Consider the following 23,429-nt stretch of genomic DNA (forward strand, 5'->3'; position numbering starts at 1 on the left):
CGCCTTGGTACGTGCACCAGCTCGGAAGCAATCTGTTGTGGCTGGCGGGTAGCTCTGGTCGAGGCTTGGAGGAGGTACTAGCGGAGTCCATCGATGCCGTGGCAGCCATGCACCGTGACTCCTGCGACCTTGACCACCCTGGCTCTCCGTGCTCGACAGTGGCAATGGTGAGGCACGTCGGGGATTCGTTAGAGTATCTCGTTCTCTCGGATTCCGTGATAGTGCTTGATCGGAATAACGGCGGACCGTTGGTGATGCAGGACAAGTCGGTTGAAGCCTTCGCATCGGATAGTGCGCGGGCCGCCAGTTCCGGCAAGGACAAGAGTGATAAAAGTGCGCTCTTCACACTGATTCGCGAGCAGCAACAGGTGAGAAATCGGCCCGGTGGCTACTGGGTGGCGCAGGTTGACCCGTCGGCCGCTGCTCATGCGATTTCCGGAGTTGTGGACGACGTACGCGGCGCTGCCCTGCTGTCAGATGGTGCCGCTCTTCTCGTTACCGATTTCAGTGCGATGGATTGGTCCGGGCTACTCACCTTCGCCTACGAGCAAGGCCCATCCGCCCTGATTGCGGCCACCCGCGAATATGAGGACCGTGATCCCGATGGTCTGATCTGGCCGAGGTATAAGCACCGGGACGACGCCACGGCGGTGGTTTGTCGCCTGTAGCGCGTGGCCGGAGCGTAGTGTGTTCAGACTTTCTTTACTTGGTCAAGGGCGGGCCTGCGGCCCGCCGCCGTGTCGCGCCGGGGCGCGCGTGCGGCCTGGCGGCCGGTCACGCCCCGGCGCACGGCGCAGCAGAAACTCCCTCCAGACGTGTCGACAGCGAAAACGGGGCAGAAGTCGTGAGGCAATTCAATCCGGGCAGCTCTCTATTGCCTGACGAAGGGTCGCCAACGCTGCGGATAGATTGCCTACGTTGAACGTTTTGTCGTATCGAGAAATTGCGTCGTTGAGTTCGTCCAAAGAAGCGAACCCCCATTCGGCAAGCCGCGTGCTCGGTTCGAGATTGCCATCGAAAATGTATGCCTTCTTGGCCTCGTTCCATGTCCGCCTAAATTCGCTTTGATCGCTTATCGCGGCATGCTCAAACAAGTGCGCAATGTCGTCTAGCCAGAATGCCAGCAGGCGCTTAAGTCTATCGCGGTCAGACGTTACCAATATGACTGTTCTGGGCACCTCATCGCAAGGCACAATGTAGAGCAGCGTGTAGCTATGTATAAACTGGTTGATGAAGACCGGCAGCTTGAGGTCAATCGACCTGCCCGCCCGGAAGTCGTACATCTCACCTATAATTTCCAAATCGTTTGGCGGCGCAAAATGCAGGCGTCTCAAGTTGACGTCCAGCGCCGGTAATTCTACGGCCGATATCGTCTTCTCTCGGTAGGAGTTGGAGAGCTTGGCGGAATCTAGTAGCCGTCGGACGGCATAGCAGCCGACGAGCAAGGCTTTTTCCAGGCGAACCGCCGAAGCCTCCTGCCAGTTGCGCTGTGATGACTTGCGTCGCAATTCTCTTGCGAGGTTGAAGAGATCGCGCCGCCAATAAATCGATTCCGATATCAAGGCATCTCCTTCAGGTCGTCGATCACCAGCAGTGACGTGAGGATAGCCTCGCCGATCGCGTAGCATAGAGCCCGTCCGATAGAGCAGTGGTGTGAGCAGGTGATCCCGCGCTTGGGGCCACTGATCGGGCGCGCTACACGTATAGCGCTGACGGTCGGGCCGTCGCTAGCCCAGTAGATGCCCGCCAACATCGACTAAGAACGCCGGCCGGACAACCCCCCTGTACCCCGGCGCTACGACGGGCCACCGCCGGAGCTGGGCTCCGAGAATGCTGCGCGGGGAAGGACCGGCAAGCCCCAAGCATGGGGGCGGCGGTCGCGGTGCCCCGGCTGGTGACCCCCCGTGCCAGCTCCTACCGCTGTCCAGGTCAGTTCAAAATCGGCACCTGGGAAGGGGGTGGGGAGCCGCCGTGGGCGGGGTGGTCGACCAGGGGCCGGCTGCGTGGCTGGTCGGGGTCAGGTCAAAGGCGCTGCTGTGGCGGTGTCCACCGGGTGTTCGGCCGTGACACGAAAGCCGAGCCCGCCGTCAGGCGCCCATCAGAACGACGGATCCGCTTGAGGCCCGCCAGCCGTACGAAGATCTCCCGCTTGGTGACGGCCTGGCCCTGGCCGTCGAGCTGGTAACCGGTCACCCACGCCCAGCCGTCATAGGTGGGCCGGGGGCAGACCGAGATCACCCGGAACACGAAAGCCGGTGTCCGCGCGAACTGCACGGACGCCTCCCGGCTGATCAGCAGCTCCTCACCCGGCGTCGGTGGCTGGAGACGGGGTAAGGCCCGTGGGTCAAGAGGCATGCTCTTCCCTCCCTGCGGTGGCCCTGCCCGACCGGATTCGGAGGAGACCGGCCGGGCAGGGGTACCGCCGCACCGGGGCGGGTTGGGGCCTCCACGACCAGCACAGCGGGATAGCCGCAACGTACCAACGCTGGACTACCTACGTCTAGATACGTAGAAGGTCGATGCCGATCATGGGAGGACTTCTAGCGTCAGCAGCATGGAGCCCGACCCGGACGCTGACATCGATCACGGCGCGCCACTGCCGCCGTATCGTCAACTGGCTGGCATCCTCGTGGCCCGGATTCGTCGGGGTGACTGGCAGCCCAACAGGGCTATCCCGTCCGAGTCTCAGCTTGTTCAGGAGTACGGCCTTGCTCGGGCGACCGTGCGACGCGCGATCGCGGTACTCGTGGACCAGGGCGTGTTGTTCGTGGTGCCGCAGCGCGGAACGTTCGTCAAGCCAGATGGTCAACAGCCTTCGATATCCGAGGCATGATCATCGGGCACAGATCCGGCACAACCGAGCCTGGAAACGGGTGTAAGACGCCGTGAGTCGCTGGCATTTCCTGCCCTGGTCGGAGGTCGGCTCCATCCGATTTGAGGCGATCTCCGTCCGTCTCTAGGCACTAGGGGTTCGAGTCCCCTGGGCTCCACTCGAAACTGATGTCGCCACGGCCGGGCCGATCGGCGCACCTCGTCTTCTCTCCGGACCCCGCCTTCGCAGCTCAACCATGCTGACGGGTGATTTTGACGGCCCGACCATGGTTGGCGGCGAGCCGGCCGGTCTGCCACGCTGAGCCGTGCTGATCTACAAGATTCTGCTGCCCGCCGAATGGTCGGAGTTCGAGGCCGGCGGCGGTTTCGACGGTTCCCCGTTCGACCGGAGCAGCGGTTTCGTCCACTGTTCGTCACGGGCGCAGGTGGCCGCGACGGCGCTTCGGTTCTTCGCGGCGGAGCCGGCGCTGGTGGTCGTGGCGCTCGACACCCGGCGGCTCGGCACGGCCGTACGGTGGGAGGACTCCCCCGACGGCGGATCGTTCCCGCACGTCTACTCAGCTCTGCCGCTGGACGCGGTGGTCGGTGTCCATCCGGTCGCCGGGGCGTCGGCGGTGGACGCCGCGCTTCCGCCGGATCAGCGGTAGACGGCATTCCGAACGCCGCCGAACCGGGGAAAGCCGCCGGTCGGGATCGTCGCGACTCAGTCGGTGGCCCGCCGGAGCAGGGCGAGCAGGCCGTGACCGTCCTCGACCCGGGCGTCGGGAATGACGGCGGGGTGGGGCGGCTCCCGGTCGGTGCGGGGCGAGCGCATGAGGATCGCCGCGCCCGCACCGGCACGGCGGGCGCACTCGACGTCGCGGCCCAGCGTGTCGCCGACGAACCAGCAGTGCGCGATCGGGACGTCGACGGCCGCTGCGGCCAGCAGCGCCAGCTGCGGGTTCGGCTTGCGGGCGCCCGCCTCGTCGCTGTAGAACTGCGCGGCGAACAGCTCCGCGAAACCGGCGGCGGCGAGGAAGTCGCGGTGTGCGGCACCGCAGAGGGTGTTGCTCACCACGGCCAGCGGCAGGCCCGCCCCGACCGCCGCCCGGAGCACCTCGGGGACACCGGGCCGCACCGCCCAGTCCGACCGCCGGGTCCAGGCGTACGACAGGGGGGTCGCCTCCCGGGCGACGGCGTCGCGGGCCGGCCCGGGCCACGACGGGGTGACGAACTCCGCCCAGACCCGGGCGTGCGGCAGCTCCGTCGGGGCGGCCTCCCGGCCGGCCCTGTCCCGCCAGGCCGAGTACCTGCGCGCGCCTTCGGTCAGGTCGACGGCGATCCGCTCCGGTGACACCGCGCCGTCGACGAGGTCGAACAGCCGTCGGACGAGTTCCGGAGGGGCCGGCGACTGGCCGGGCGCGTCGGCCAGCACGCCACCGAAATCCAACAGCAGAGCCTGCGGTACGCGGAGCATGCCGGTAATCCTCCCCCGCCCGGTCGGCCACGGGACAGCGCCGGTGCGTCCGTGTCGACCGCACACGCGGTCGCCGGGCTGCGCGCCGCCGGGATCGACCGGCCGTACGACGGGGTCGACCCGCCCGCCGCGATCGCGGAGCTACGCGGGCGACCTCACCACCGCGCCCGCCTCCGTGACCGACATCGCCCGGCGCGCCGACGGCGTTGCGGGGGGTGGAGTTCCGGGGCGGGGACCTGCCGGGTGGAGGCCGCCGCACCGCCTGCGGACGACGGGCACCCGCACCGGTCCGGGCGCTGACGGCAGGCTAGCGTCGGGGGGTGACCACTGGCTCCCCCCGCGTCCTGCCCGCCGAACACGACGGCATCGCCGAGGCCGCCGACGTGCTGCGGGCCGGCGGGCTGGTGGCCTTCCCCACCGAGACGGTCTACGGGCTCGGCGCGAACGCGTTGGACGCCCGGGCCGCGGCGCGGATCTTCGAGGCGAAGGCACGGCCCAGCTTCGATCCGCTGATCACCCACCTGGCCGACGCCGCCGACCTGCCGGCCCTCGTCGGCGCATTGCCCCCGACCGTCGCGGCGCTGGCGGAGCGGTTCTGGCCGGGTCCGCTCACACTGATCGTGGACCGGCCGGCCGTGATCCCGCCGATCGTCACCTCCGGCCTCGACACGATGGCGGTACGGGTGCCCGACGAGGCGTCCGCCCGCGCGTTGATCCGGGCCGCCGGGGTGCCGGTGGCCGCACCGAGCGCCAACCGGTTTGGGCAGCTCAGCCCCACCCGGGCCGAGCACGTCGTCCGAGGGCTCGGCGCGGCCGTCGACGTGGTGCTCGACGGTGGCCCGACCCGGTGCGGAATCGAGTCGACCATCGTGGACGCGCGTGGCCCGCAGCCGGTGGTGCTGCGCCTCGGGGCGCTCGCCGTGGAGGAACTCGTCGCGGCGGTCGGCCCGGTGACCGTCCGCCCGGGCAGCTCCGGGCAGCCGGTCGCCCCCGGGACGTTGGCCGCGCACTACGCGCCGCGTACCCCGTTGCGGGTGGTGCGGGGCGCGGTGCCGGCGGCGGCCGACGGGGTCCGGCGGGGCTACCTCGCCTTCCGGGCGGCCCCGGCGGCCGGCTACGCGGCGGTGGAGGTGCTGTCGCCCGCCGGTGACGTGACCGAGGCCGCCGCCCGCCTCTTCGACGCGCTGCACCGGCTGGACGCGGCCGGGGTGACCGAGATCCTCGCCGAACCGGCTCCGGACGAGGGGGTCGGACGGGCGGTCAACGACAGGTTGGGTCGCGCCGCCGCCACCTGGTCCCCGCCCCCGGCCTGACCCGCCGCAGGGCTAGCCGGCCGACGCCGGGCCGGCGGGCCGACCCCGGGCCGGCAGGTGCTCCACCAGCCGGGTCAGCGCGCCGTTGGCGAAGGTCGCGCCGAGCGCCGACCCGGCGGCGATGCTCCACCCCACCGGGCCGAGCGGGGTGCAGCCGAAGAACTGGCTCACCCCGGGGGTCTGCACCACGGCGGCGAGCACCCCGACCGATGCCGCCGTCGACACGAGCACCGTCGGGCTGGTGCCGCCGGCCAGGACGGTCTGCCCCAGCTGGGTGCCGACCAGCGAGACCAGGGCCACGGTGCCGGCGCGCCGGTCCCGGCCGGTCCACCGGGCCACCGTCCAGCCGGCGGTCGCGCCGAGGGTGGTGGCGGCGGCGCGCAGCCCGATCTCCCGGGTCATGGTGCCGCCGAGGGACGCGTCCGGCCCCTCGCGGAGCAACCCGTCGGCGTGGTCGGCGTCGGGCGGCCGGACCGCGATGGCCAGCGCCGGTGCCAGGTCGGTGAGCAGGTTGACCAGGAGCAGTTGCCGGCCGTTGAGCGCCGACCGGCCGGTGACGGCGGCGCTGAGCACGCTGAACGCGATCTCGCCGAGGTTGCCGCCGACCAGGATGCTCAGCGCGTGGCGTACCGACGACCACATCGCCCGCCCCTCGACCAGGGTGGCGATGATGGTTTCCAGCCGGTCGTCGGTGACCACCAGGTCGGCGGCGGCGCGGGCGGCCGGGGTGCCCCGCTGGCCGAGGGCGATGCCGACGTCGGCCAGCCGGATCGCCGGGGCGTCGTTGGCGCCGTCCCCGGTCATCGCCACGGTCCGCCCGCACCTCTGCAACGCCTGGATGATCCGTACCTTGTGCGCCGGGGTGCACCGGGCCACCACGTCGGTCCGGCCCAGCCGTTCGCCGATCTCCGCGTCGTCCCACTGGTCCAGGTCGGTGGCGGTGACCACCCGTTGCCCGTCGGAATCCGGGCTGATCGCCGACGCGATCGCCTCGGCGGTGGCCGGATGGTCCCCGGTGATCATGATGGTGTGCACGCCGGCCTGCCTGATCCGGCGGACCGCCGGGGCGGCGCTGTCGCGTATCCCGTCGGCGAGGGCGAGGAAACCGACGAAGACCAGCCCGCGTACCTGGTCGTCGGTGACCGTCTCGGCACCGACCCGGCACTCCGCCACGGCGAGGATGCGGTGTCCCGCCCCGGCCCGGTCGGCGAGCACGGTGTGCAGCCGCTTCCGGCGTTCGTCGTCCAGCGGCTCGTCCCGGCCGCCCGGCCGCCGCCACGCGCCGCACCGGGGCAGCACCGTCTCCGGGGCGCCCTTCACGCTGAGCAGCATGCCGTCGGCGGCCCGCCCGACGGTCGCGTGGTAACCCCGGGACGGCTCGAACGGCAGCCCACCCACCGCCGTCCACCCGGCCGCGCCGGTCTGCTCGGTCGTCTCCGCCTGCCGTGCGCCGTACCGGACCGCCCGGTCGGTGTGCTGCGGCAGTTCCTGCGGATCGGCCGCGTCGGGGGTGGCGCGCAGCCCGGCGGCGAGGACCCGGCGCAGCTCGTCGTCGAGCCGGTCGACGGGCGCGAACCGGCCGCCGTCGCCGACCCCGGCGAGCAGCAGCCTGCCCTCGGTGAGGGTGCCCGTCTTGTCGAAGCAGAGCACGTCCACCCGGCCCAGCGCCTCGATGGTGCGCGGGTTGCGGACCAGCGCACCGTGCTCGGCCAACCGCCGGGCGGCGGCCAGTTGGGCCGCGCTGACCAGGAACGGCAACCCCTCCGGCACCGACGCCACGGCCAGGTTCGCGGCCGTCGCCGCCGTCTGCCCCAGCGGTACGCCCCGCAGCAGCCCCGCCCCCGCCACCGCGACCGCCGACGCGACGGCCAGCGGGATCGCCGAGCGGGTGAGCCGGCCGAGCCGGGCCTCCACCCCGCTCTCCGGCGGGGCCTGCCGGGCCAACGCGAGGCTCCGCCCCGACTCGGTCGCGGCACCGGTGGCGACCACCACGGCGGTGCCGCGACCGGTGGCGACGGTGGTGCCCTCGTACACCATGGAGGAACGGTCGGCCAGGGCGGCGGCGACCACCGGGTCGACCCCCTTGGTCACCGGCAGCGACTCACCGGTCAGCGACGACTCGTCGGCCTCCAGACCGTCGGCGGTGAGCACCCGGCAGTCGGCCGGCACCGCGTCCCCCGGGCCGAGGAGCACCACGTCGCCGGGGACGAGATCCTCGGCGGCGGTCACCCGTTCGACCCCGTCCCGCAGCACCGTGGCGGTGACCGCCGAGCGGGACAGCAGTTCGGCAAGCGCCCGGTCGGTGTTGCGCTGGTGCACCGCCCCGACCAGCGCCGATCCGCCGACCACGCCGCCGACCAGGGCCGCGTCGACCAGCGAGCCGAACGCCGCCGACAGGACCGCGCCGGCGGCCAGCACCGGCGTGAGCGGGTTGGCCAGCTCGTCGACGAACGCCCGGAACAGGCCGACCGGCCCGCCCGACGGGTCCGGGTCGGCGCGGTGCCGGCGCTGCGCCTCGGCGTCGGTCAGCCCGTCCGGGCCGGTGTCGAGGTGACGCAGCACGGTCGGGACCGGCATCAGGTGCCAGGCGGTGGCGGCCGGCGCCGGGGACCCGTCCGGGCCGGGCAGCCGGCGGGCCCGCCACACCCCGTTGGCGAAGGCCAGCGCCGCCGCGCCGTTGACGGCGAAGAGGCTGCGGTCGGGAAGCTGCGGCACGGCGGCGGTGAACGCGCCCAACGCGCCGAGGCCGGTGCCGGCCATGGCGAGCCGGATGTTCTGCCCGGTCATCCGCCGGGCCACCCCGGCCGCCTCGATGAGCAGCGCGGCGATCCGCAGGTCGGTGCCGACGAGCAGGTGGGCGCCCCACGGGGGCAGATCGTCGGGGCCGGCCGTGCCGAGCCCGCAGTCGGACGCCGCCAGCGCCGCCCGGTCGCCCGAGAGCAGCATCACCACCGCGCCGTCGCGTTGCAGGGCCCGGACGGAGCCGGCGAGCCGGTCCCCGCCGGGCAGCACCGCGTCGGCGAAGCCGTACCGCTGCGGGTCGGGGCCGGCGACCACCAGGCGCAGGCCGGCGTGCCGGGCGGCGGCGGGCAGCGCGTCGACGCCGGGGGCCGGCTCGGGGGCGACCCGGACGACGGCGGCGAGGGTGCCGTCGTGGACGAGGCCGAGCAGGGGGCCGTCCGTCGCGCGCAGCCGCCGGCTCTGCGGGGTGTCCCCCGGGTCGACGGCGTCGAGGCCGGCGAGCGGTCCGAGTCGCCAACCGTCGGCCTCGTGTACGTCGTCCGGCTGATCGGGGTCGAAGAGGGCGAACGCCCGGCCGGCAACCTCCCCGGTGTCCGTGCCGGCCAGCGGCGCCAGGTCGGCGAGGACACACCGGGCCGAGCCGAGCACGGCCGCGTCCAGCACCACCGTGTCGATCCGGTCGAGTTCGCGCAGCACACTGCGGTCCATGGCGATCACGCCGCGGCGGGCCAGCACCCGGCCGAGTTGGGCGGCGTACCCCTCGCGGCCACTGCCGGGGGCCTTGGGCAGCGCGGCGAGGGCGAGCGCGGCGGCCCGTTTCGGGCCGACGACCGGCCACGCGGCGGCCCCGGCGGCGGCCCCGGTGGCGAGCATCGTCGAGACGTACCGCTCGACGGGGCCGTCGGGCCGGGGGCAGGGCCGCCCGGGGCCGGGTGAGCGGGCGACGGCGCGTTCCGGGTCACCGGTCAGCCCCGGCTCGGCCCGGGTCCACGTGGTGAGCTGGGCGCGCGCCTCACCCCACTGCACGATCCGCTGCGCGCCGTCGAGGACGATGCCGGCCCAGCCGCCGGTGAGGCCCTGCACGACCGCCTCGGCGAGCGGGAACAGCACCTCGGTGCGGCGGTCGGCACGCCGGCCCCGGCCGGCGAGGTCGTGCAGCCGGGGGTGCAGGTCGACGGCGGTGAGCAGGCCGGCCACCTCACCCGGCACCGGCGTGAACGGCAGGATGCGGGTGGCGGCGGAGATGGTCAGGCCCAGCGCGTCGGAGGCGAGCGCGCCGAGGGTCCGGGGGGTACGCGGCCCGTCCTCCGGCGGGTGCGGGGGCGGGATCTCCGGGTCCGGCTCGTGCGGGCAGATCCGTTCGACCCGCGCCACCGTGTCGATCAGGTCGCGTAGCTTCGGCTTCGGGTCCTCGACGGCCACCACCACCCGGCCGGAGGGGGCGTTCACCCGGGCCCACGCCACGCCGGGCATCCGCTCCAACGCCGCCTCGACCTGACGGGCCAGCCGGTCGCCGCCGTCCTGGCAGACGCCGTGCACCTCGATGTGGTGCCGGCCGTTGCGGGACCAGACCCTACGGCGGGCCAACCCGGCGACCCGGGCCAGCCGGCCGGCGGCCGAACCGACGGTACGGGACGCCTCGTCGAGCAGCGGTGGCACCGGCACCGACGGGAGGACCCGGCCGGCCACCCGGCCCAGCGTGGTCATCGAGGGGTACGGCCGGATCGGTCCCGCCCACTGCCGCCGTACGCCATCTCGCCTCCCGCGTTCGTCAGGCGGCCTGGCTTCCCGGTCGGGCGTCCGTTATGCCCCCCGGGCGGGGGAAGTTCCCTCCGGTGGCGGGGCATGGACGGCGGTGCCGGTGGAATCCCGCTGACGACCCGACGAGCGGCAGGGAGGCCGGAATGAGCACGATCACGCGTCATCTCAGCGGCGGTCACGAGATGGTCCGGGCGTACACCCGACGGGTGGAGGTGCCGATGCTGGGCGAGGTGGCGGTGCCGCCGCCGGACAAGATCGCCTATTACGCCGGGTTGGGGGTGCTCGCCGCCCTCCAGGTCATCGAGTGGCCGCTCGCCCTGGTGATCACCGCCGGGCACCTGCTCGCCGACCAGCACCTGTCGGGGCTGGCCAAGGGGCTCGGGGAGGCGCTGGAGTCGGCCTGACGAGACCGGGCTCACCCTTGACCTGAACCTGGGTGCAGGTCGCAGGCTGGGCGCATGTCTGACGTACCGCCCGGCGTCGTCCGGTGACCGCCACCCTGACGCCGGCCACCCGCCTCTACGACCCGCGCCTGCGGGCGATGACGGTGGGCAGCGTCGCCCTGGTGTCGCTGCTCGCCTTCGAGGCGTTGGCGGTGGGCACCGCCATGCCCACGGTGGCCCGCGCGTTGGACGGGCTGGGGCTCTACGCGCTCGCCTTCGGCGGTTCGTTCGCCGCCGGTGTGCTGGCCATGGTGCTCTCCGGCATCTGGTGCGACGCCCGGGGACCCCGGGGGCCGATGTGGGCCGGGGTGGGGTTGTTCGTCGTCGGCCTGTTCGTCGCCGGGAGCGCCGACGCGATGGGCACCCTGGTGGTCGGCCGGGCGGTGCAGGGCTTCGGGTCCGGGTTGCTCTCCGTCGCGTTGTACGTGGTGGTCGGGCAGGCGTACCCGGAGGAGCTGCGGCGGCGGGTGTTCGCCGCGTTCGCGGCGGCGTGGGTCGTACCGTCGCTGGTCGGGCCGGCGCTGGCCGGGCTGATCGTGGAGTACCTGGGCTGGCGGTGGGTCTTCCTCGCCGTACCGGTGGTGGCGCTGCCGGCGGTGCTGCTGGTCGAGTCGGGCCTGCGGACGCTGCACCGCCCGCCGCCGGCCGGGCCACCGGCGGGCGCGGCGGCCAGGATCGGCTGGGCGGCCGGGGCGGGGGTGAGCGCCGCACTGCTGCACCACGGGGGGCAGCAGCGTGGGGTGCCCGCGGTGATCCTGGTGGCGGTGGCCCTGGCCGGGCTGGGGGTCTGTGCGCCCCGGCTGCTGCCGGCGGGGTTCCTGCGGGCGGCCCGGGGCCTGCCCACGGTGGTGGGGCTGCGCGGGTTGGCGGCGGCGGCGTTCGCGGGCGCGGAGGTGGTCATCCCGCTGATGCTGTCCCAGGAACGTGGCTTCTCGCCGACCGCCGCCGGCCTGGTGCTGACCGTCGGGGCGCTATCCTGGTCGGTGGGTTCCTGGGCGCAGAGTCGGCTGTTGCCGCCGCGTTCCTCGGCGACCCTGCCCCGGCTCGGGCTGGCCTGCGTGGCGGCGGGCACGGCCACGGTCACCCTCGCCGTCTGGCCGGCGGTGCCGGTGGCGGTCGGGGTGGCCGGTTGGGCGGTGGCGGGGTTGGGGATGGGGTTGACGTTCCCGTCGCTGTCGGTGTTGACGCTGGCCCTGTCGGCCCCCGAGGAGCAGGGCCGCAACAGTTCCTCCCTGCAACTGGCCGACTCGTTGTTCACCGCCACCGTGTTGGCGTTGACCGGCACGGTGCTCGCCGCCGGTACGACGCCCGGCCCGTCCGGGTACGCGGGGACGCTCGCCGTGGCGGTGGCGTGTGCGCTGCTCGGCGCGTTGCTCGCCGGCCGGGTGGTGCCGGCCCGGGTACGCCCCGCCTGATCCGGGCGAATCCCACCGGCCGGCCCGGCCCGGCGGCGAGGATGGTGGGCGATGAACGTCCTGACGATCCTGCCGATGGCCGTGGTGATGGTGGCCGGTACGCAGCTGGTGGCGGCGGTCTTCCTCGCCTCCGGCGACCGGCCCCGCCGGGCGTCGCTGGGTTTCCTGGCCGGCGCGGCGGTCGTGGTGTCCGCCGGTACGACCCTCGCCTGGCTGATCTTCCGCCTGGTCAGGGGCGCGGCCGGTGGGGGCGGCGGGGGTGGTCGCAAGCCGGTCGAGACGGTCATCGACTGGGTGGTGCTGGTACTGCTGGTGGTGTTGGCGGTGGTGGTGTTCCTGCGGCGGCACTCGGCCGGGGAGCCGGCGTGGATGGGTCGCCTCCAGCACGCCGGCTTCGGGTACGCGTTCCGGCTGGGCCTGCTGCTGTTCGTGGTGATGCCCTCCGACGACCTGACGATGGTGACGGTCGGGGCGACCGCCGCCCGGCACGGGCTGCCGTGGTGGCACCTGGTGCCGTTCGTGCTGTTGACCCTGCTGTTGCTCGCGCTGCCGCTGCTGGCGTTGCTGCTGCTCGGTGACCGGGCGGACCGGGTGCTGCCCCGGATGCGCGACTGGGCGGACCGGCATTCGTGGATCATCAGCGAGGCGGTGGTGGCGTTCTTCCTCGTGCTGACCGTCGTCGACCTGCTCAGGTGAGGCCGTGCCGGTCCGGGTCGGTGTCACGTTCCGGGTGGCCGGCCCGTCGGTCCGTCGGGCGGGCGGTCCGTCGGGTGGAGGGAGCGGGCATGCGGGTGCTGGTGACGGGTGCCGGTGGGACGTTGGGCCGGGCGGTGCTGCCCCGGCTGCTCGGTGACGGTTGCACGGTGCGGGCGATGAGCCGGCGTCCCCGGCACGATCCGGCGGTGGAGTGGATGGTCGCCGACCTGGGCACCGGCGTCGGGGTGGCCGCGGCGGTCGCCGGGGTGGACGCGGTGCTGCACCTGGCGTCGCGGCCCGGCGGGGGTGCGCGTACGCACCGGGTGGACGTGTCGGGCACCCGCCGGCTGGCCCTGGCCGCCGCGCACGCCGGGGTGGGTCACCTGGTGTACGTCTCGATCGTCGGCGTGGACCGGGTGCCGATCCCGTACTACCGGCACAAGCTGGCGGCGGAGCAGGTGGTGGCCGCCGGGCCGGTGCCGTGGACGGTGTTGCGGGCCACCCAGTTCCCGGTCTTCCTGGACCGGCTGCTGCGGACGGTGGGTCGGCTCGGCCCGGTGCCGGGTGACCCGGCGGTGCTGGCCCAGCCGGTCGACCAGCACGAGGTGGCCGCCCGGCTCGTGGAACGGCTCGGCGTCGGCCCGCTGACCGGCGTCGAGGAGTACGGCGGCCCGCAGGTGCTCCGCTTCGACGAGGCGGTCCGCGCCTGGCGGGCGGCCCGACGTTCCCGCCGTCCCCTGCTGCCGGTACGTCTGCCGGGGCGGCTGGGTCGGGAGCTGCGGGCGGGTGCGCTGACCACGACCGCCGTCCCGACCGGTCGCCGGACCTGGGCCGATCACCTGGCCGACACGTACGGGGGAACGGGCCGAAGATGAGCCTGCTACGGGTTCCGGTCCTGCCTACCGTGACCCCATGGTGGTCTTCGTCGTCACGGTGCTGCTCTACGTCTTCGGTCTGGTCTTCCTCTACGGGGTGATCCGTCTCGCCGTGCGGCACGGCATGGAGGATCTGGAGGCCCGTCGGCCCCAGGCGCTGCGGGGTGCGCAGTCGGCGTCGGCCGACGACCGGGCGTTCCTGCGGGAGAACAGCTTCCTCGGCGGCAACTGACCTGCCGGACCCGTGGCGGCACCCCCGGTGGCCTGCGGGGTGGCCCGCCGGGCGGCCCGCCGCCGGGGGTGCGAGGATCGCTGCCGTGATGGGAACGTTGCAGACCGAACCCGCCCGGACCCGCCCCGACCTGCTGGCGGCACCGGTGGCCGCCGCGCTGACGGCGTGGCCGGCGCAGGCGCCCGTCGACGTCGACGCCGTCCTGGTCGCCCCGATCGACGCCACCCTGGCCGATACGGCCGCCTTCTGCGCGGCGTACGAGGTGGGGCTGGACGTGTCGGCGAACTGCGTGGTGATCGCCGGCAAGCGGGAGGGCGAGATCCGGTACGCCGCCTGCGTGGTGCTCGCCACCACCCGGGCCGACGTCAACGGGGTGGTCCGCCGGACGCTGGACGTGCGCAAGGCGAGCTTCGCCCCGATGGCCGAGGCGGTCGAGTCGACCGGGATGGAGTACGGCGGGATCACCCCGATCGGGCTCCCCGAGTCCTGGCCGATCCTGGTCGACGCCCGGGTGATCGCCACCCCGCACGTGATCATCGGCTCCGGCGTACGGCACAGCAAGATCGCCCTGCCGGGACCGGCGCTCGGCGCGCTGCCCGGGGCGCGGGTGGTGGAGGACCTGTCCCGGCCCGCCTAGCCATTCCCTTCAATCGATGTTGTTGCACGTGAAACATCGTGCCGGTCGATGCCGCCCCCGCCGGGATGGCGGTGCTGCCGGGGCGGCGGTGCCGTCGGGGTGGCGTCAGGCGGCCGACTCCCGCTGGGCGACCTCGGTCAGGGCGGCGAGCAGCGTCTCGGGCTCCTGCGCGCCGGTGACGCCGTACTTGCCGGCGAGGACGAACGTCGGCACGCTGGTCACCCCGAGCTGGTGGGCGGTGGTCAGGTCGGCGGCCAGTTCGCGGCGGCCCGCGTTCGAGGTCAGGTACTCGCGCGCCTCGGCCTCGTCCAGCCCGACCGAGGCGGCCAACGCCACCAACGCCTCCGGGGAACCGACGTCGACCCCGTCGGTGAAGTGCGCCCGGTAGAGTGCCTCGACCAGCTCACCCGCCCGACCGTGCCCGTCGGCGAACCGGACCAGCCGGTGCGCGTCGAAGGTGTTGGCGCTCACCGCCCGGTCGAAGTTCAACGTCAGCCCCACCCCGGCGGCCACCTGGGTCACCTGGCCGGCCATCGACTCGGCCCGCTCCCGGCCACCGAACTTCGCGGCCAGCGCGTCGAGCAGCGGTCGGGGCGTGGTCACCGGCGACGGGTCGAGCTGGAACGGCCGGTACCGGACGGTCACCTCACCGTCGTACGACGCCAGGGCCTGTTCGAGGCGGCGCTTGCCGATGTAGCACCAGGGGCAGACCACGTCGGCGTAGATCTCGATCTCCATGACCGGAGACAACCCGCAGCTCAGCCCACTTGTTCCCGTACCTGTCGCTTGAGTCGGGCCAGGATCGCGGTGCCGCCGCGTACCCGCAGCGGGCTGATCGCCTGGGCCAGGCCCATCCGCTGGTAGAGGTCGTCCGGCACGTCCAGCACCTGCGCGGCGCTCGCCCCGGCCAGCCCCTCGGCGAGGATGCCGGCGAAGGCCCGGGTGGTGGGCGCCTCCGGTGGGCAGTCGAACACGGTGGTCACCGTGCCGTCCGGGGCGACCTCGGCGCGCAGGAAGAACGCCGTCTGGCACTCGGGGACCTGCTCCAGGTCGTCGCGGTCCACCCCGGCCGGCAGCGGCGGGACCACGTCGGCGTACTCCAGCAGCATCTCCAGCACCACGTCGCGGGGCGCGTCGGCGAACTCCTCGACGATCTCGGCCAGCTTCGTCGGCATCTCGGGCATTCCGCCAGGCTACTGCCGCCTCCGGCGCAGCCGCCCGGCACCGCCGCCATCCGGTCGGCACGCGCTCCGCCGACCCGGCCGGGGGTGCCTGGCCACCCGCCCCCGGCCGCGTCACCCGGGTGGTTCCGCTGTCACCCCGGACCGCTCAGTTGTTCGGGGCACCCTCGCTGATGTCGGCCAGCGCCGAGCTGGGGTCGAGCTGCATCGCCAGGTCGCCCAGGGAGACGATGCCGACGAGCTTGCGTTCGTTGTCGCAGACGAGGATGCGCCGGATGTTGCGCTCGCGCATCAGCGCCGCCGCCTCCCCGGCCGTGGAGTGCTGCTCGATCATCACCACCTCCCGGGTGATGATCGAGCCGATCGTGGTGCTGGTCGGGTCGCTGCACTCGGCCACCGCCCGGACCACGATGTCCCGGTCGGTCAGCAGACCCGCCAGCGTGGAGCCGTCGGTGACCACCACGTCCCCGATGTCGGCCTCCTTCATCACCCTGGCAGCTTCGTCCAGGGTGGTCTCCGCCGGCAGGTAGACCACCTGCTTCGTCATCACGTCACTGACCCGGTACATGAGAGCCTCCGTACAACACCCGTGGTCGATCCGACTTCGGTACCCCGTGGCGCGCCCGCTACACCCCGTTGCCGCGAACCCGACTCAGCAGTTGGTCGGCCAGGCCGTCCCACGGCACCTCGTCGCGCCCGCCGGTCGCCCGGTCGCGCACCTCGACGTACCCGTCGACGAGTCGGCGGCCGACCACGACGACACACGGGATGCCGATCAGCTCGGCATCGGTGAACTTCACCCCGGCCGAGACGGTGGCCCGGTCGTCGACGAGCACCCGCAGGCCGGCCGCCGACAGCCGGCCGCCGAGGTCGAGCGCCGCGTCGAGCTGCGCCCCCTTGCCGGCCACCACCAGGTGTACGTCGCACGGCGCGACCGCCGCCGGCCAGACCAGCCCCCGCTCGTCGTGGTGCTGTTCGGCGATGGCCGCGACCGCCCGGGACACCCCGATGCCGTAGCAGCCCATGGTGGGCCGGACCGGTGTGCCCGCCGCGCCCGGCACGTCGAGGGTGAACGCGTCGGTGAACCGGCGGCCGAGCTGGAAGATGTGCCCGATCTCGATGCCCCGTCGCATGGTCAGCCCGCCGCCGTTGCCGCCGTCGTCGGCTCCGGTGGTCCCGGTGGTGCCGCAGGCCGGGCAGGGGTCACCGGGGCGTACCTCGGCCGCCTCGATGGTGCCGTCGGGGACGAAGTCCCGCCCGCAGACCACGTCGGTGGCGTGCCGTCCCGGCTCGTTGGCGCCGGTCAGCCAGGCGGAGCCGGTGACCACCCGGGGGTCGACCAGGTAGCGCAGGCCGAGCCCGGCCAGCACCTGCGGCCCGAGGTAACCCCGGACCAGTTCCGGATGGGCAGCCCAGTCGTCGAAGACCGCGACGTCGGCCGGGTGCAGGGCCGCCGCGACCCGCCGGAGGTCCACCTCCCGGTCGCCGGGCAGCCCGATCACCAGCACCTCGGGGGTTTCCGCGCCGGGTCGGCGTACGGTCAGCACCACGTTCTTCAGGGTGTCGGCGGCGGTCCAGTCGTGCCGCCCGGCGAGCTTCCGCTCGTTGGCGAGGTCCACCAGCGCGGCGATGGTCGGCGTCTCCGGGGTGTCGTGCACCTCGGCGGTGCGGTGCGAGTCCGGGTCGCCGACGGCCGGGGCGGGGGTCGTCACCGCCTCGGTGTTCGCCGCGTAGTCGCAGGCCGTGCAGCCGACGTAGGTGTCCTCACCGACAGGTGTGCCGGCCAGGAACTCCTCCGAGGCCGAGCCGCCCATCGCCCCGGAGACCGCCCGCACCACCGTGTACGCCAGCCCCAACCGGTCGAAGACCCGCTGGTACGCGGCCCGGTGCCGGGCGTACGACGCGCGCAGGCCGTCGTCGTCCAGGTCGAACGAGTAGGCGTCCTTCATCAGGAACTCCCGCCCGCGCAGCAGCCCGGCGCGGGGGCGGGCCTCGTCGCGGAACTTCGTCTGGATCTGGAAGATCGTCAGCGGGAAGTCCCGGTACGACGAGACCAGGTCCTTGACCAGCAGCGTCGCCATCTCCTCGTGGGTCGGGGCGAGCAGGTGCTCGGCGCCCCGCCGGTCGGCGAGGGTGAAGATGTCGTCGCCGTACTCCGTCCACCGGCCGCTGGTCCGGTACGGCTCCGCCGGCAGCAGCGCCGGGAAGTGCACCTCCTGGTCGCCGATCGCGGCCAGTTCCGACCGGACGATCTCGGTGACCCGGTCCAGCACGAGTTTGCCCAGCGGCAGCCAGGCGTACCCGCCCGGGGCGACGCGTCGGATGTAACCGGCGCGCAGCAGGAGCCGGTGGCTCGGCACCTCCGCGTCCGCCGGGTCCTCGCGCAGGGTCCGCAGCAGGGTGGTCGACGTACGAAGCAACATCGACGCAGCGTAAGACCGCACCCCCCACCCCAGCGATCCCTTTCCGCCCTCCGCCCTCCCACCCCCTCGCCTCCTCTGGTGATCAAGAGGTTCGCGTCAGGATTCCGGGGCGGGGTGACGCAAACCTCTTGATCACCGAGGCGAGGGGCGGAGGGTCGGGCGGGACCGGGAACCGGGACGGTAATTCGATGGACATGGTTTTCCGGGGCGGGTGAGCATCGGGGGCATGCGGCAGGAGGAGATCTGGGACACCGAGGCCGCCCGGCACTACGACACGCCGGGCGAGGGGATGTTCGCACCCGACGTGCTCGGGCCGACGGTGGACCGGCTGGCCGCCCTCGCCGGTGACGGGCCGGCGCTGGAGTTCGCCGTCGGCACCGGCCGGGTCGCCGTCCCGCTGGCCGCCCGGGGGGTGCCGGTCACCGGTATCGAGCTGTCCGCCCCGATGATCGTGCAGCTCCGCACCAAGGTGGACGCGGCCACCGTCCCGGTGGTCCCCGGCGACATGGCCACCACGGTCGCCCCCGGTGAGTTCTCCCTGGTCTACCTCGTCTTCAACACGATCGCCAACCTGCTCACCCAGGCCGAACAGGTGGCCTGCTTCCGCAATGCCGCCCGCCACCTCGCCCCCGGTGGCCGGTTCGTCGTCGAACTGTGGGTGCCCGAGCTGCGCAAACTCCCACCCGGTCAGCAGGCCGTGGTGTGGCACTCCGAACCCGGCTACGTCGGCCTGGACACCTACGACGTGCTGGCGCAGCACGTGGTGTCCCACCACTTCCGGTTCGGCGACGGCCGGCAGGCGGAGCTGTTCCGTACCCCGCACCGCTACGTCTGGCCCGCCGAGCTGGACCTGATGGGGCAGCTCGGCGGGTTCACCCTGGAGAGCCGGCACGCGGACTGGGCCGGCGGCGAGTTCACCGCCGAATCCCGCTCCCACGTCTCCGTCTACCGCCTGCCCTAGCCGCCGGCCCCCGGCCGTGGCCGGCTGCCCTCGGCAAGCCGGGCCGGGTCAGTGGACGCCGACGCCGTTGCCGGTGGCGGCGACGAACGACCGCCAGGCCCGCCGGTCGAAGGTGAGGACGGGACCGGTCGGGTCCTTGCTGTCGCGCACCCCGACAACGCCGGGCAGGTCGTCGGCGACCTCGACGCACTCTCCGTTGCCGCTGCGGGTGGACTTGCGCCAGGTGGCACCGGTCAGCTCCATGACGTCATCACTTCCTTCATCAGCAGTGCCGACTGGTTGTGGGGCAGGGCCTCGCTGCGGACGCTCTCCCACCGCGAGATCAGGATAGTCAGCTCCCCGTCCTTGTCGATCGTGGTACCGCTGAGCTGGTTCTCCAGATGGCCGACCCAACCGCTGTCGTTGCCGAGCGCCAGCGTGAACGGGCCGGCGAGGCCCACGTGGGTGCTGACCTCGGCGGGTATCACGTGGATGCTGACGTTCGGCTGGTCGACGCACTCCAGCAGATGGGCGATCTGCTGCACCATCAGGCCCCGGAAGCTCTCGTCCGCGCGCCGGAGCACCGCCTCCTCGACCACCGCGATCAGCTTCGGCGGCTGCGGACGGCTGAGCACGCTCTGCCGGTCCAACCGGACCGCGAGCCGCCGCTCCACCTCGTCGTCGCTGAGCATGTCGTCGGCCCGGATCACGGCACGGGCGTAGTTCTCCGTCTGCAACAGGCCCGGAACGAGCGTCGGGTGGTAACACCAGAGCTGCTGTGCCTGGCGTTCGGCCTCCAGCCAGGGCCGGAACCAGTTCGGTTGCGAGTAGCGCTCGGCCAGCCTGAGCAGTGAGGTGAGCAGCCCGCCGGTCGTCAGGACCTCGTCCGCCCGCTTGAGGAACAGCCTGTCGAACGGGCGTTGGCCCAGCTCGATGGCGGAGATCTGGGAGCCGGAGAAGTGGACCAGCCTGCCGAACTCCTCCTGGCTCAGCTCAGCGTGCAGCCGCAGTCTGCGCAGTTGTGCCCGGATCAGGTCGGCGGTCGGTTCACTTTCCACACGTCCTCCACGGTTGTCCCGGCCGCCTCCCCGGTCCGACCGGGCGGCCCTCGCCGTCGACCCGGCCTCGCCCAGGCCGGCGTCGACGCCTTCCGACAGTAGTGGTGTCATCACCAGAATGTCACCAGCGGGTCGCCTTCCGTCCGGCCCGCCGCAGGGCAGCCCCCGTGCAGGGGCGGCCCCATCCCATCACCACCAGGAGGTCGAGACCGGTGAACTTCCGTCCGTTTCCGGTGCCCCGCCTCGGCCCGTACGCCGACCGGCCCCGCTCCCACCCGCCGGGCGGCCGGCCGCACCTGCCGCTGCGACCACTGTGGGTGTGTCGGGCCTGCGGCGGCCCGTGGCCGTGCGCCGAGGCCCGGCTGCTGCTCCGCATCGAGTACGACGCACACCCCGTCGACCTGGCCGTCTACCTGTCCGGGCTCTATCACGAGGCGAGCCACGACCTGTTCCGGCTGAACCCGCAGGACGGGCCGACGCCGCGTGACCTGTTCGAGCGCTTCGTCGCCTGGGCCCCCTACCGCAGGTGACCGGACACCCCGCCCCCACCGGGCCGAGCGGGCCGGGGTAGAGCGGGCGGCGGCGTGGGGTCGACACAGCGGTGTCCGGAGGTGCGGGACACCGCTGTGTCGGCCCAAGCGAGTCGATCACCCCGACCTAAGTGCGTCGATCAACGCCGCCCCAGATGAGTCGCTCAGGGGTACGGAGTGATGGTCGATGACCTGCGCCACGTTCGGGCGGTGGGCGGCGGCGTCCAGGAACGGGCCGGTGACACACTGGTCGCCGCAGGCAACGAGGGCATGAGGGGGCGGCGTGCGCTGGCGGAGCTTCGTGGCGGTCGGGGACAGTTTCACCGAGGGCATGGACGACGCGTACCCGGACGGCACCTACCGGGGCTGGGCGGACCTGGTGGCGACCCGGCTGGCCGCCGAGGCCGGCCCGGACTTCGGCTACGCGAACCTGGCCATCCGGGGGCGGCTCTTCCCGAGCGTCGTCGCCGAGCAGGTGCCCGCCGCGCTCGCCATGAAACCCGACCTGATCAGCTTCGCGGCCGGCGGCAACGACGTGCTGCGGCGCACCTTCGACCCGGACGCGTTGGCGACCCGGTTCGACGCCGTGGTGGCCCGGCTACGCTCCAACGGTGCCGACGTGATCCTCTTCCGGTTCGCCGACGTACTGGCCCGGCTGCCCGGCCAGCGTCTCGTCTCACCCCGGATCGAGCTGGTCAACCGGGTCGTCGGCGAGACCGCCGAGCGGCACGGCGCGATCCTGATCGACCTGTTCGCCGACGACACGTACCGGCTCAACCCGATGCTCTGGAGCCCCGACCGGCTGCACCTGTCGGCCGCCGGGCACCGGCGGGTCGCCGCCCAGGTGCTGACCGCACTCGGGGTGGGCTGCGACGAGGAGTGGCTGCTGGTGCCGGAGCACCCGGCCGCCACCCCGTGGCTCGCCGCCCGCGCCTCCGACCTGCGCTGGGTCGGCCGGCACCTGGCCCCGTGGATCACCCGCCGGCTCACCGGCCGCTCCTCCGGCGACACGGTCACCGCGAAACGCCCGATCCTCGGCCCGGTCGCCGACTGACGGAGATGCAGACGATCCACATCGCCCCGCTGCTGCGACTCACCCTTGACAACGACCCGCCGCCGGACCAGCCGGTCCTGATCGACGATCTCCCGCCGCCGGACCAGCCGGACCGGGGCGTCGGCAGGCCACTGCCGGGCCCGGCGGACCGGGGGGACGGCGGCCCACTTCCGGGCGGGCAGGCCCGGGGCGGCGGGCCGCTGTCGGGCTGGGCGGTGCTGGTCGACGGCGACCGGATCGAGGCGGTCGGTCCGGCCGACGAGCTGACCCGGGCGTACCCGGAGGTGCGGGTGCGGCGGTGGACCGGCATTCTCGGGCCGGCGCTGGTGCACGACGGGCCGCTGCCGCCGGCGGCCAGCCCGCGTGAACGGGTGCACGCCCTGCTCCGGGCCGGGGTCGGCGCGGTGCTCGCCGCGTACCTCACCGACCCGGCGCTCCGGGCGGCGGCGACCCGCAACGACGTCGCCGTCCTCGATACGGCACGGCCTCCCACGCTCACCGCCGGCAGCCGCGCCGACCTGGCCGTCTTCGCCGACGACGGCCGCTGCCTCGCCACCGTCGTCGCCGGCCGGCTGGTCCATCGCCGGGCCTGAGCGGCCGGCCGACTGGTGCCGGTGCCGGCCGCCGTCGACAGCCTGCTCGCCCGGGCCCGCGCGTAGCGGGACCAGCGCGGCCGGTCCCATTGGCCGGCCGGTGGGGGCGATCGCGGCGTAGCTTGGGGCTCATGTCTGTGCCGAGTGATCCGCATCCCCGCCTCCAGTCGTACGCCGACCCGCAGCGGCTGGTCACCACCGAGTGGTTGGCCGAACACCTCGGCGACGAGGGCCTCGTCGTGGTCGAATCCGACGAGGACGTGCTCCTCTACGACACCGGTCACCTCCCGGGGGCCGTCAAGGTCGACTGGCACACCGAGCTGAACGACCAGGTGACCCGGGACTACCTGGACGCGGAGAGCTTCGCCGAACTGTGCGCGGCCAAGGGCATCGGCCGCGACGACACGGTGGTCTTCTACGGCGACAACTTCAACTGGTGGGCCGCGTACGCGTTGTGGGTGTTCACCCTGTTCGGCCACCCCGACGTGCGGCTGCTCGACGGCGGCCGGCAGAAGTGGATCGCCGAGGGACGCGAGCTGACCCGGGACAAGACGGTCCGTCCGCGCGCCGACTACCCGGTGCCGCAGCGCAACGACGCGCCGGTCCGGGCGTACCGGGAGCAGGTGATGGCGCACGTGGCGGCGGGCCGGCCGCTGGTCGACGTCCGCTCGCCGGGCGAGTACACCGGCGAGATGCTGCACATGCCCGACTACCCGCAGGAGGGCGCGCTGCGCGGCGGGCACATTCCGGGCGCGGTGAGCAAGCCGTGGAAGTCCGCCGCGAACGACGACGGCACCTTCAGGTCGGCCGACGAGCTGCGGGCGATCTACACCGACCAGCTCGGGTTGAGCCCGGCAGACGACGTGGTGGCGTACTGCCGGATCGGTGAGCGGTCCAGCCACACCTGGTTCGTGCTGCACCACCTGCTGGGCTTCCCGCAGGTACGCAACTACGACGGTTCGTGGACCGAGTGGGGCAACCTGGTCCGGGCCCCCGTGGTCCGGGGCGACCAGCCCGGCGGCCTGGCCGGCTGACCAGCCCTCCGCACGGCCGGGCAACGGCCGCACCTGGGCGGATGTCGCGGTATCCCGGATCGGGGACACCGCGACATCCGCCCTGTTGCGTCGCGCGCCCGTCCGGCGGTAAATCGGCGGTTCCCCCCGACAGGGGGCGTCGGGCAGGGGAATCTGCTGGTGGGGCCCCGGACACCCGGTGAGGAGACAGGGCGTGCGCAGACCGCGAGCCCGG

24 protein-coding genes and 1 pseudogene are annotated in these 23,429 nt (G+C 73.2%); 15 read left to right on the forward strand and 10 right to left on the reverse strand.

From position 1 onward, the window contains the following. The first annotated feature begins 251 nt into the window (after positions 1-251). A complete protein-coding gene (locus FJK98_RS00115) occupies positions 252-668 on the forward strand; it encodes a hypothetical protein (protein WP_145917190.1) in 417 nt (138 codons plus the stop codon). A 186-nt stretch (positions 669-854) separates the two neighbouring features. On the opposite strand, the gene FJK98_RS00120 is transcribed toward FJK98_RS00115, so the two are convergent. Next, positions 855-1,562, reverse strand: coding sequence for a hypothetical protein (locus FJK98_RS00120; protein ID WP_145917191.1), 708 nt, complete (start codon positions 1,560-1,562; stop codon positions 855-857). A gap of 526 nt (positions 1,563-2,088) precedes the next feature. Beyond that, positions 2,089-2,355, reverse strand: a pseudogene (locus FJK98_RS00125) (hypothetical protein); the annotation flags it as partial. 199 nt (positions 2,356-2,554) lie between these two features. Between FJK98_RS00125 and FJK98_RS00130 the strand changes: the two are divergent. Both FJK98_RS00130 and FJK98_RS00135 read left to right on the forward strand, forming a co-directional pair. Next, positions 2,555-2,833 (forward strand): GntR family transcriptional regulator, encoded by a 279-nt coding sequence (locus FJK98_RS00130; protein WP_145917193.1) that lies wholly within the window; start codon positions 2,555-2,557, stop codon positions 2,831-2,833. Positions 2,834-3,137: 304 nt separating this feature from the next. Further along, on the forward strand, positions 3,138-3,479 hold the full coding sequence (locus FJK98_RS00135; protein WP_240762523.1) for a DUF952 domain-containing protein: 342 nt from the start codon (positions 3,138-3,140) through the stop codon (positions 3,477-3,479). A gap of 56 nt (positions 3,480-3,535) precedes the next feature. On the opposite strand, the gene FJK98_RS00140 is transcribed toward FJK98_RS00135, so the two are convergent. Next, positions 3,536-4,288 carry an HAD family hydrolase gene (locus tag FJK98_RS00140; protein WP_205789338.1) on the reverse strand — a complete coding sequence of 251 codons (753 nt, stop codon included), beginning with the start codon at positions 4,286-4,288 and terminating at the stop codon, positions 3,536-3,538. A 344-nt stretch (positions 4,289-4,632) separates the two neighbouring features. Here FJK98_RS00140 and FJK98_RS00145 point away from each other — a divergent pair, with 344 nt between their 5' ends. Beyond that, entirely contained in the window at positions 4,633-5,601 is a 969-nt protein-coding gene (locus FJK98_RS00145) for an L-threonylcarbamoyladenylate synthase (RefSeq protein WP_145922486.1), read from the forward strand. A 12-nt stretch (positions 5,602-5,613) separates the two neighbouring features. Here the strand turns inward: FJK98_RS00145 and FJK98_RS00150 are convergent, their stop codons facing one another. Then, positions 5,614-10,050 carry an HAD-IC family P-type ATPase gene (locus FJK98_RS00150; protein WP_145917194.1) on the reverse strand — a complete coding sequence of 1,479 codons (4,437 nt, stop codon included), beginning with the start codon at positions 10,048-10,050 and terminating at the stop codon, positions 5,614-5,616. A gap of 197 nt (positions 10,051-10,247) precedes the next feature. Here FJK98_RS00150 and FJK98_RS00155 point away from each other — a divergent pair, with 197 nt between their 5' ends. The 6 genes from FJK98_RS00155 (at position 10,248) to FJK98_RS00180 (ending at position 14,402) form a co-directional block, all read left to right on the forward strand. Further along, a complete protein-coding gene (locus tag FJK98_RS00155) occupies positions 10,248-10,508 on the forward strand; it encodes a hypothetical protein (RefSeq protein WP_088647198.1) in 261 nt (86 codons plus the stop codon). An 83-nt stretch (positions 10,509-10,591) separates the two neighbouring features. After that, positions 10,592-11,962 carry an MFS transporter gene (locus tag FJK98_RS00160; protein WP_240762525.1) on the forward strand — a complete coding sequence of 457 codons (1,371 nt, stop codon included), beginning with the start codon at positions 10,592-10,594 and terminating at the stop codon, positions 11,960-11,962. Between the two features lie 51 nt (positions 11,963-12,013). Then, the gene (locus tag FJK98_RS00165) at positions 12,014-12,658 is read left to right on the forward strand and encodes a GAP family protein (protein ID WP_145917195.1); all 645 of its coding nucleotides are present in this window, start codon (positions 12,014-12,016) and stop codon (positions 12,656-12,658) included. 89 nt (positions 12,659-12,747) lie between these two features. Continuing rightward, positions 12,748-13,533 carry an SDR family oxidoreductase gene (locus FJK98_RS00170; RefSeq protein WP_145917196.1) on the forward strand — a complete coding sequence of 262 codons (786 nt, stop codon included), beginning with the start codon at positions 12,748-12,750 and terminating at the stop codon, positions 13,531-13,533. Positions 13,534-13,570: 37 nt separating this feature from the next. Next, complete coding sequence (locus FJK98_RS00175; RefSeq protein ID WP_145917197.1) at positions 13,571-13,765, forward strand: hypothetical protein; 195 nt, start codon at positions 13,571-13,573, stop codon at positions 13,763-13,765. 88 nt (positions 13,766-13,853) lie between these two features. Continuing rightward, positions 13,854-14,402: a YbaK/EbsC family protein gene (locus FJK98_RS00180; protein WP_145917198.1), complete on the forward strand. Its 549-nt coding sequence runs from the start codon at positions 13,854-13,856 to the stop codon at positions 14,400-14,402. A gap of 105 nt (positions 14,403-14,507) precedes the next feature. Here FJK98_RS00180 and FJK98_RS00185 read toward each other — a convergent pair whose 3' ends face one another. The 4 genes from FJK98_RS00185 to FJK98_RS00200 all read right to left on the reverse strand — a co-directional run bounded on the left by FJK98_RS00185 (position 14,508) and on the right by FJK98_RS00200 (position 18,006). Further along, on the reverse strand, positions 14,508-15,140 hold the full coding sequence (locus tag FJK98_RS00185) for a DsbA family protein (RefSeq protein WP_145917199.1): 633 nt from the start codon (positions 15,138-15,140) through the stop codon (positions 14,508-14,510). Between the two features lie 20 nt (positions 15,141-15,160). Further along, a complete protein-coding gene (locus FJK98_RS00190) occupies positions 15,161-15,586 on the reverse strand; it encodes a SufE family protein (protein ID WP_145917200.1) in 426 nt (141 codons plus the stop codon). A gap of 145 nt (positions 15,587-15,731) precedes the next feature. Continuing rightward, positions 15,732-16,151 (reverse strand): CBS domain-containing protein, encoded by a 420-nt coding sequence (locus FJK98_RS00195; RefSeq protein WP_145917201.1) that lies wholly within the window; start codon positions 16,149-16,151, stop codon positions 15,732-15,734. A gap of 58 nt (positions 16,152-16,209) precedes the next feature. After that, positions 16,210-18,006, reverse strand: a complete 1,797-nt coding sequence (locus FJK98_RS00200; protein WP_145917202.1) for a proline--tRNA ligase — start codon at positions 18,004-18,006, stop codon at positions 16,210-16,212. 226 nt (positions 18,007-18,232) lie between these two features. Between FJK98_RS00200 and FJK98_RS00205 the strand changes: the two genes are divergently transcribed. Next, positions 18,233-18,967 (forward strand): class I SAM-dependent methyltransferase, encoded by a 735-nt coding sequence (locus FJK98_RS00205; RefSeq protein WP_145917203.1) that lies wholly within the window; start codon positions 18,233-18,235, stop codon positions 18,965-18,967. 48 nt (positions 18,968-19,015) lie between these two features. On the opposite strand, the gene FJK98_RS00210 is transcribed toward FJK98_RS00205, so the two are convergent. Together FJK98_RS00210 and FJK98_RS00215 are read right to left on the reverse strand one after the other, a co-directional pair. Next, positions 19,016-19,210, reverse strand: a complete 195-nt coding sequence (locus tag FJK98_RS00210) for a DUF397 domain-containing protein (protein ID WP_145917204.1) — start codon at positions 19,208-19,210, stop codon at positions 19,016-19,018. Further along, positions 19,201-20,004, reverse strand: coding sequence for a helix-turn-helix transcriptional regulator (locus tag FJK98_RS00215; RefSeq protein WP_145917205.1), 804 nt, complete (start codon positions 20,002-20,004; stop codon positions 19,201-19,203). The genes FJK98_RS00210 and FJK98_RS00215 overlap by 10 nt, the downstream gene beginning before the upstream one ends. Before the next feature lie 212 nt (positions 20,005-20,216). Between FJK98_RS00215 and FJK98_RS00220 the strand changes: the two genes are divergently transcribed. The 4 genes from FJK98_RS00220 (at position 20,217) to FJK98_RS00235 (ending at position 23,215) form a co-directional block, all read left to right on the forward strand. Then, on the forward strand, positions 20,217-20,534 hold the full coding sequence (locus FJK98_RS00220) for a hypothetical protein (protein ID WP_088647209.1): 318 nt from the start codon (positions 20,217-20,219) through the stop codon (positions 20,532-20,534). 283 nt (positions 20,535-20,817) lie between these two features. After that, positions 20,818-21,588: an SGNH/GDSL hydrolase family protein gene (locus FJK98_RS00225; RefSeq protein ID WP_145917206.1), complete on the forward strand. Its 771-nt coding sequence runs from the start codon at positions 20,818-20,820 to the stop codon at positions 21,586-21,588. Between the two features lie 5 nt (positions 21,589-21,593). Next, positions 21,594-22,181, forward strand: coding sequence for a hypothetical protein (locus tag FJK98_RS00230; protein ID WP_240762526.1), 588 nt, complete (start codon positions 21,594-21,596; stop codon positions 22,179-22,181). 131 nt (positions 22,182-22,312) lie between these two features. Further along, positions 22,313-23,215, forward strand: a complete 903-nt coding sequence (locus FJK98_RS00235; RefSeq protein WP_145917207.1) for a sulfurtransferase — start codon at positions 22,313-22,315, stop codon at positions 23,213-23,215. Positions 23,216-23,429 lie beyond the last annotated feature (214 nt).

The organism is Micromonospora sp. HM134 (assembly GCF_007833915.1).
GTDB lineage: Bacteria > Actinomycetota > Actinomycetes > Mycobacteriales > Micromonosporaceae > Micromonospora > Micromonospora wenchangensis.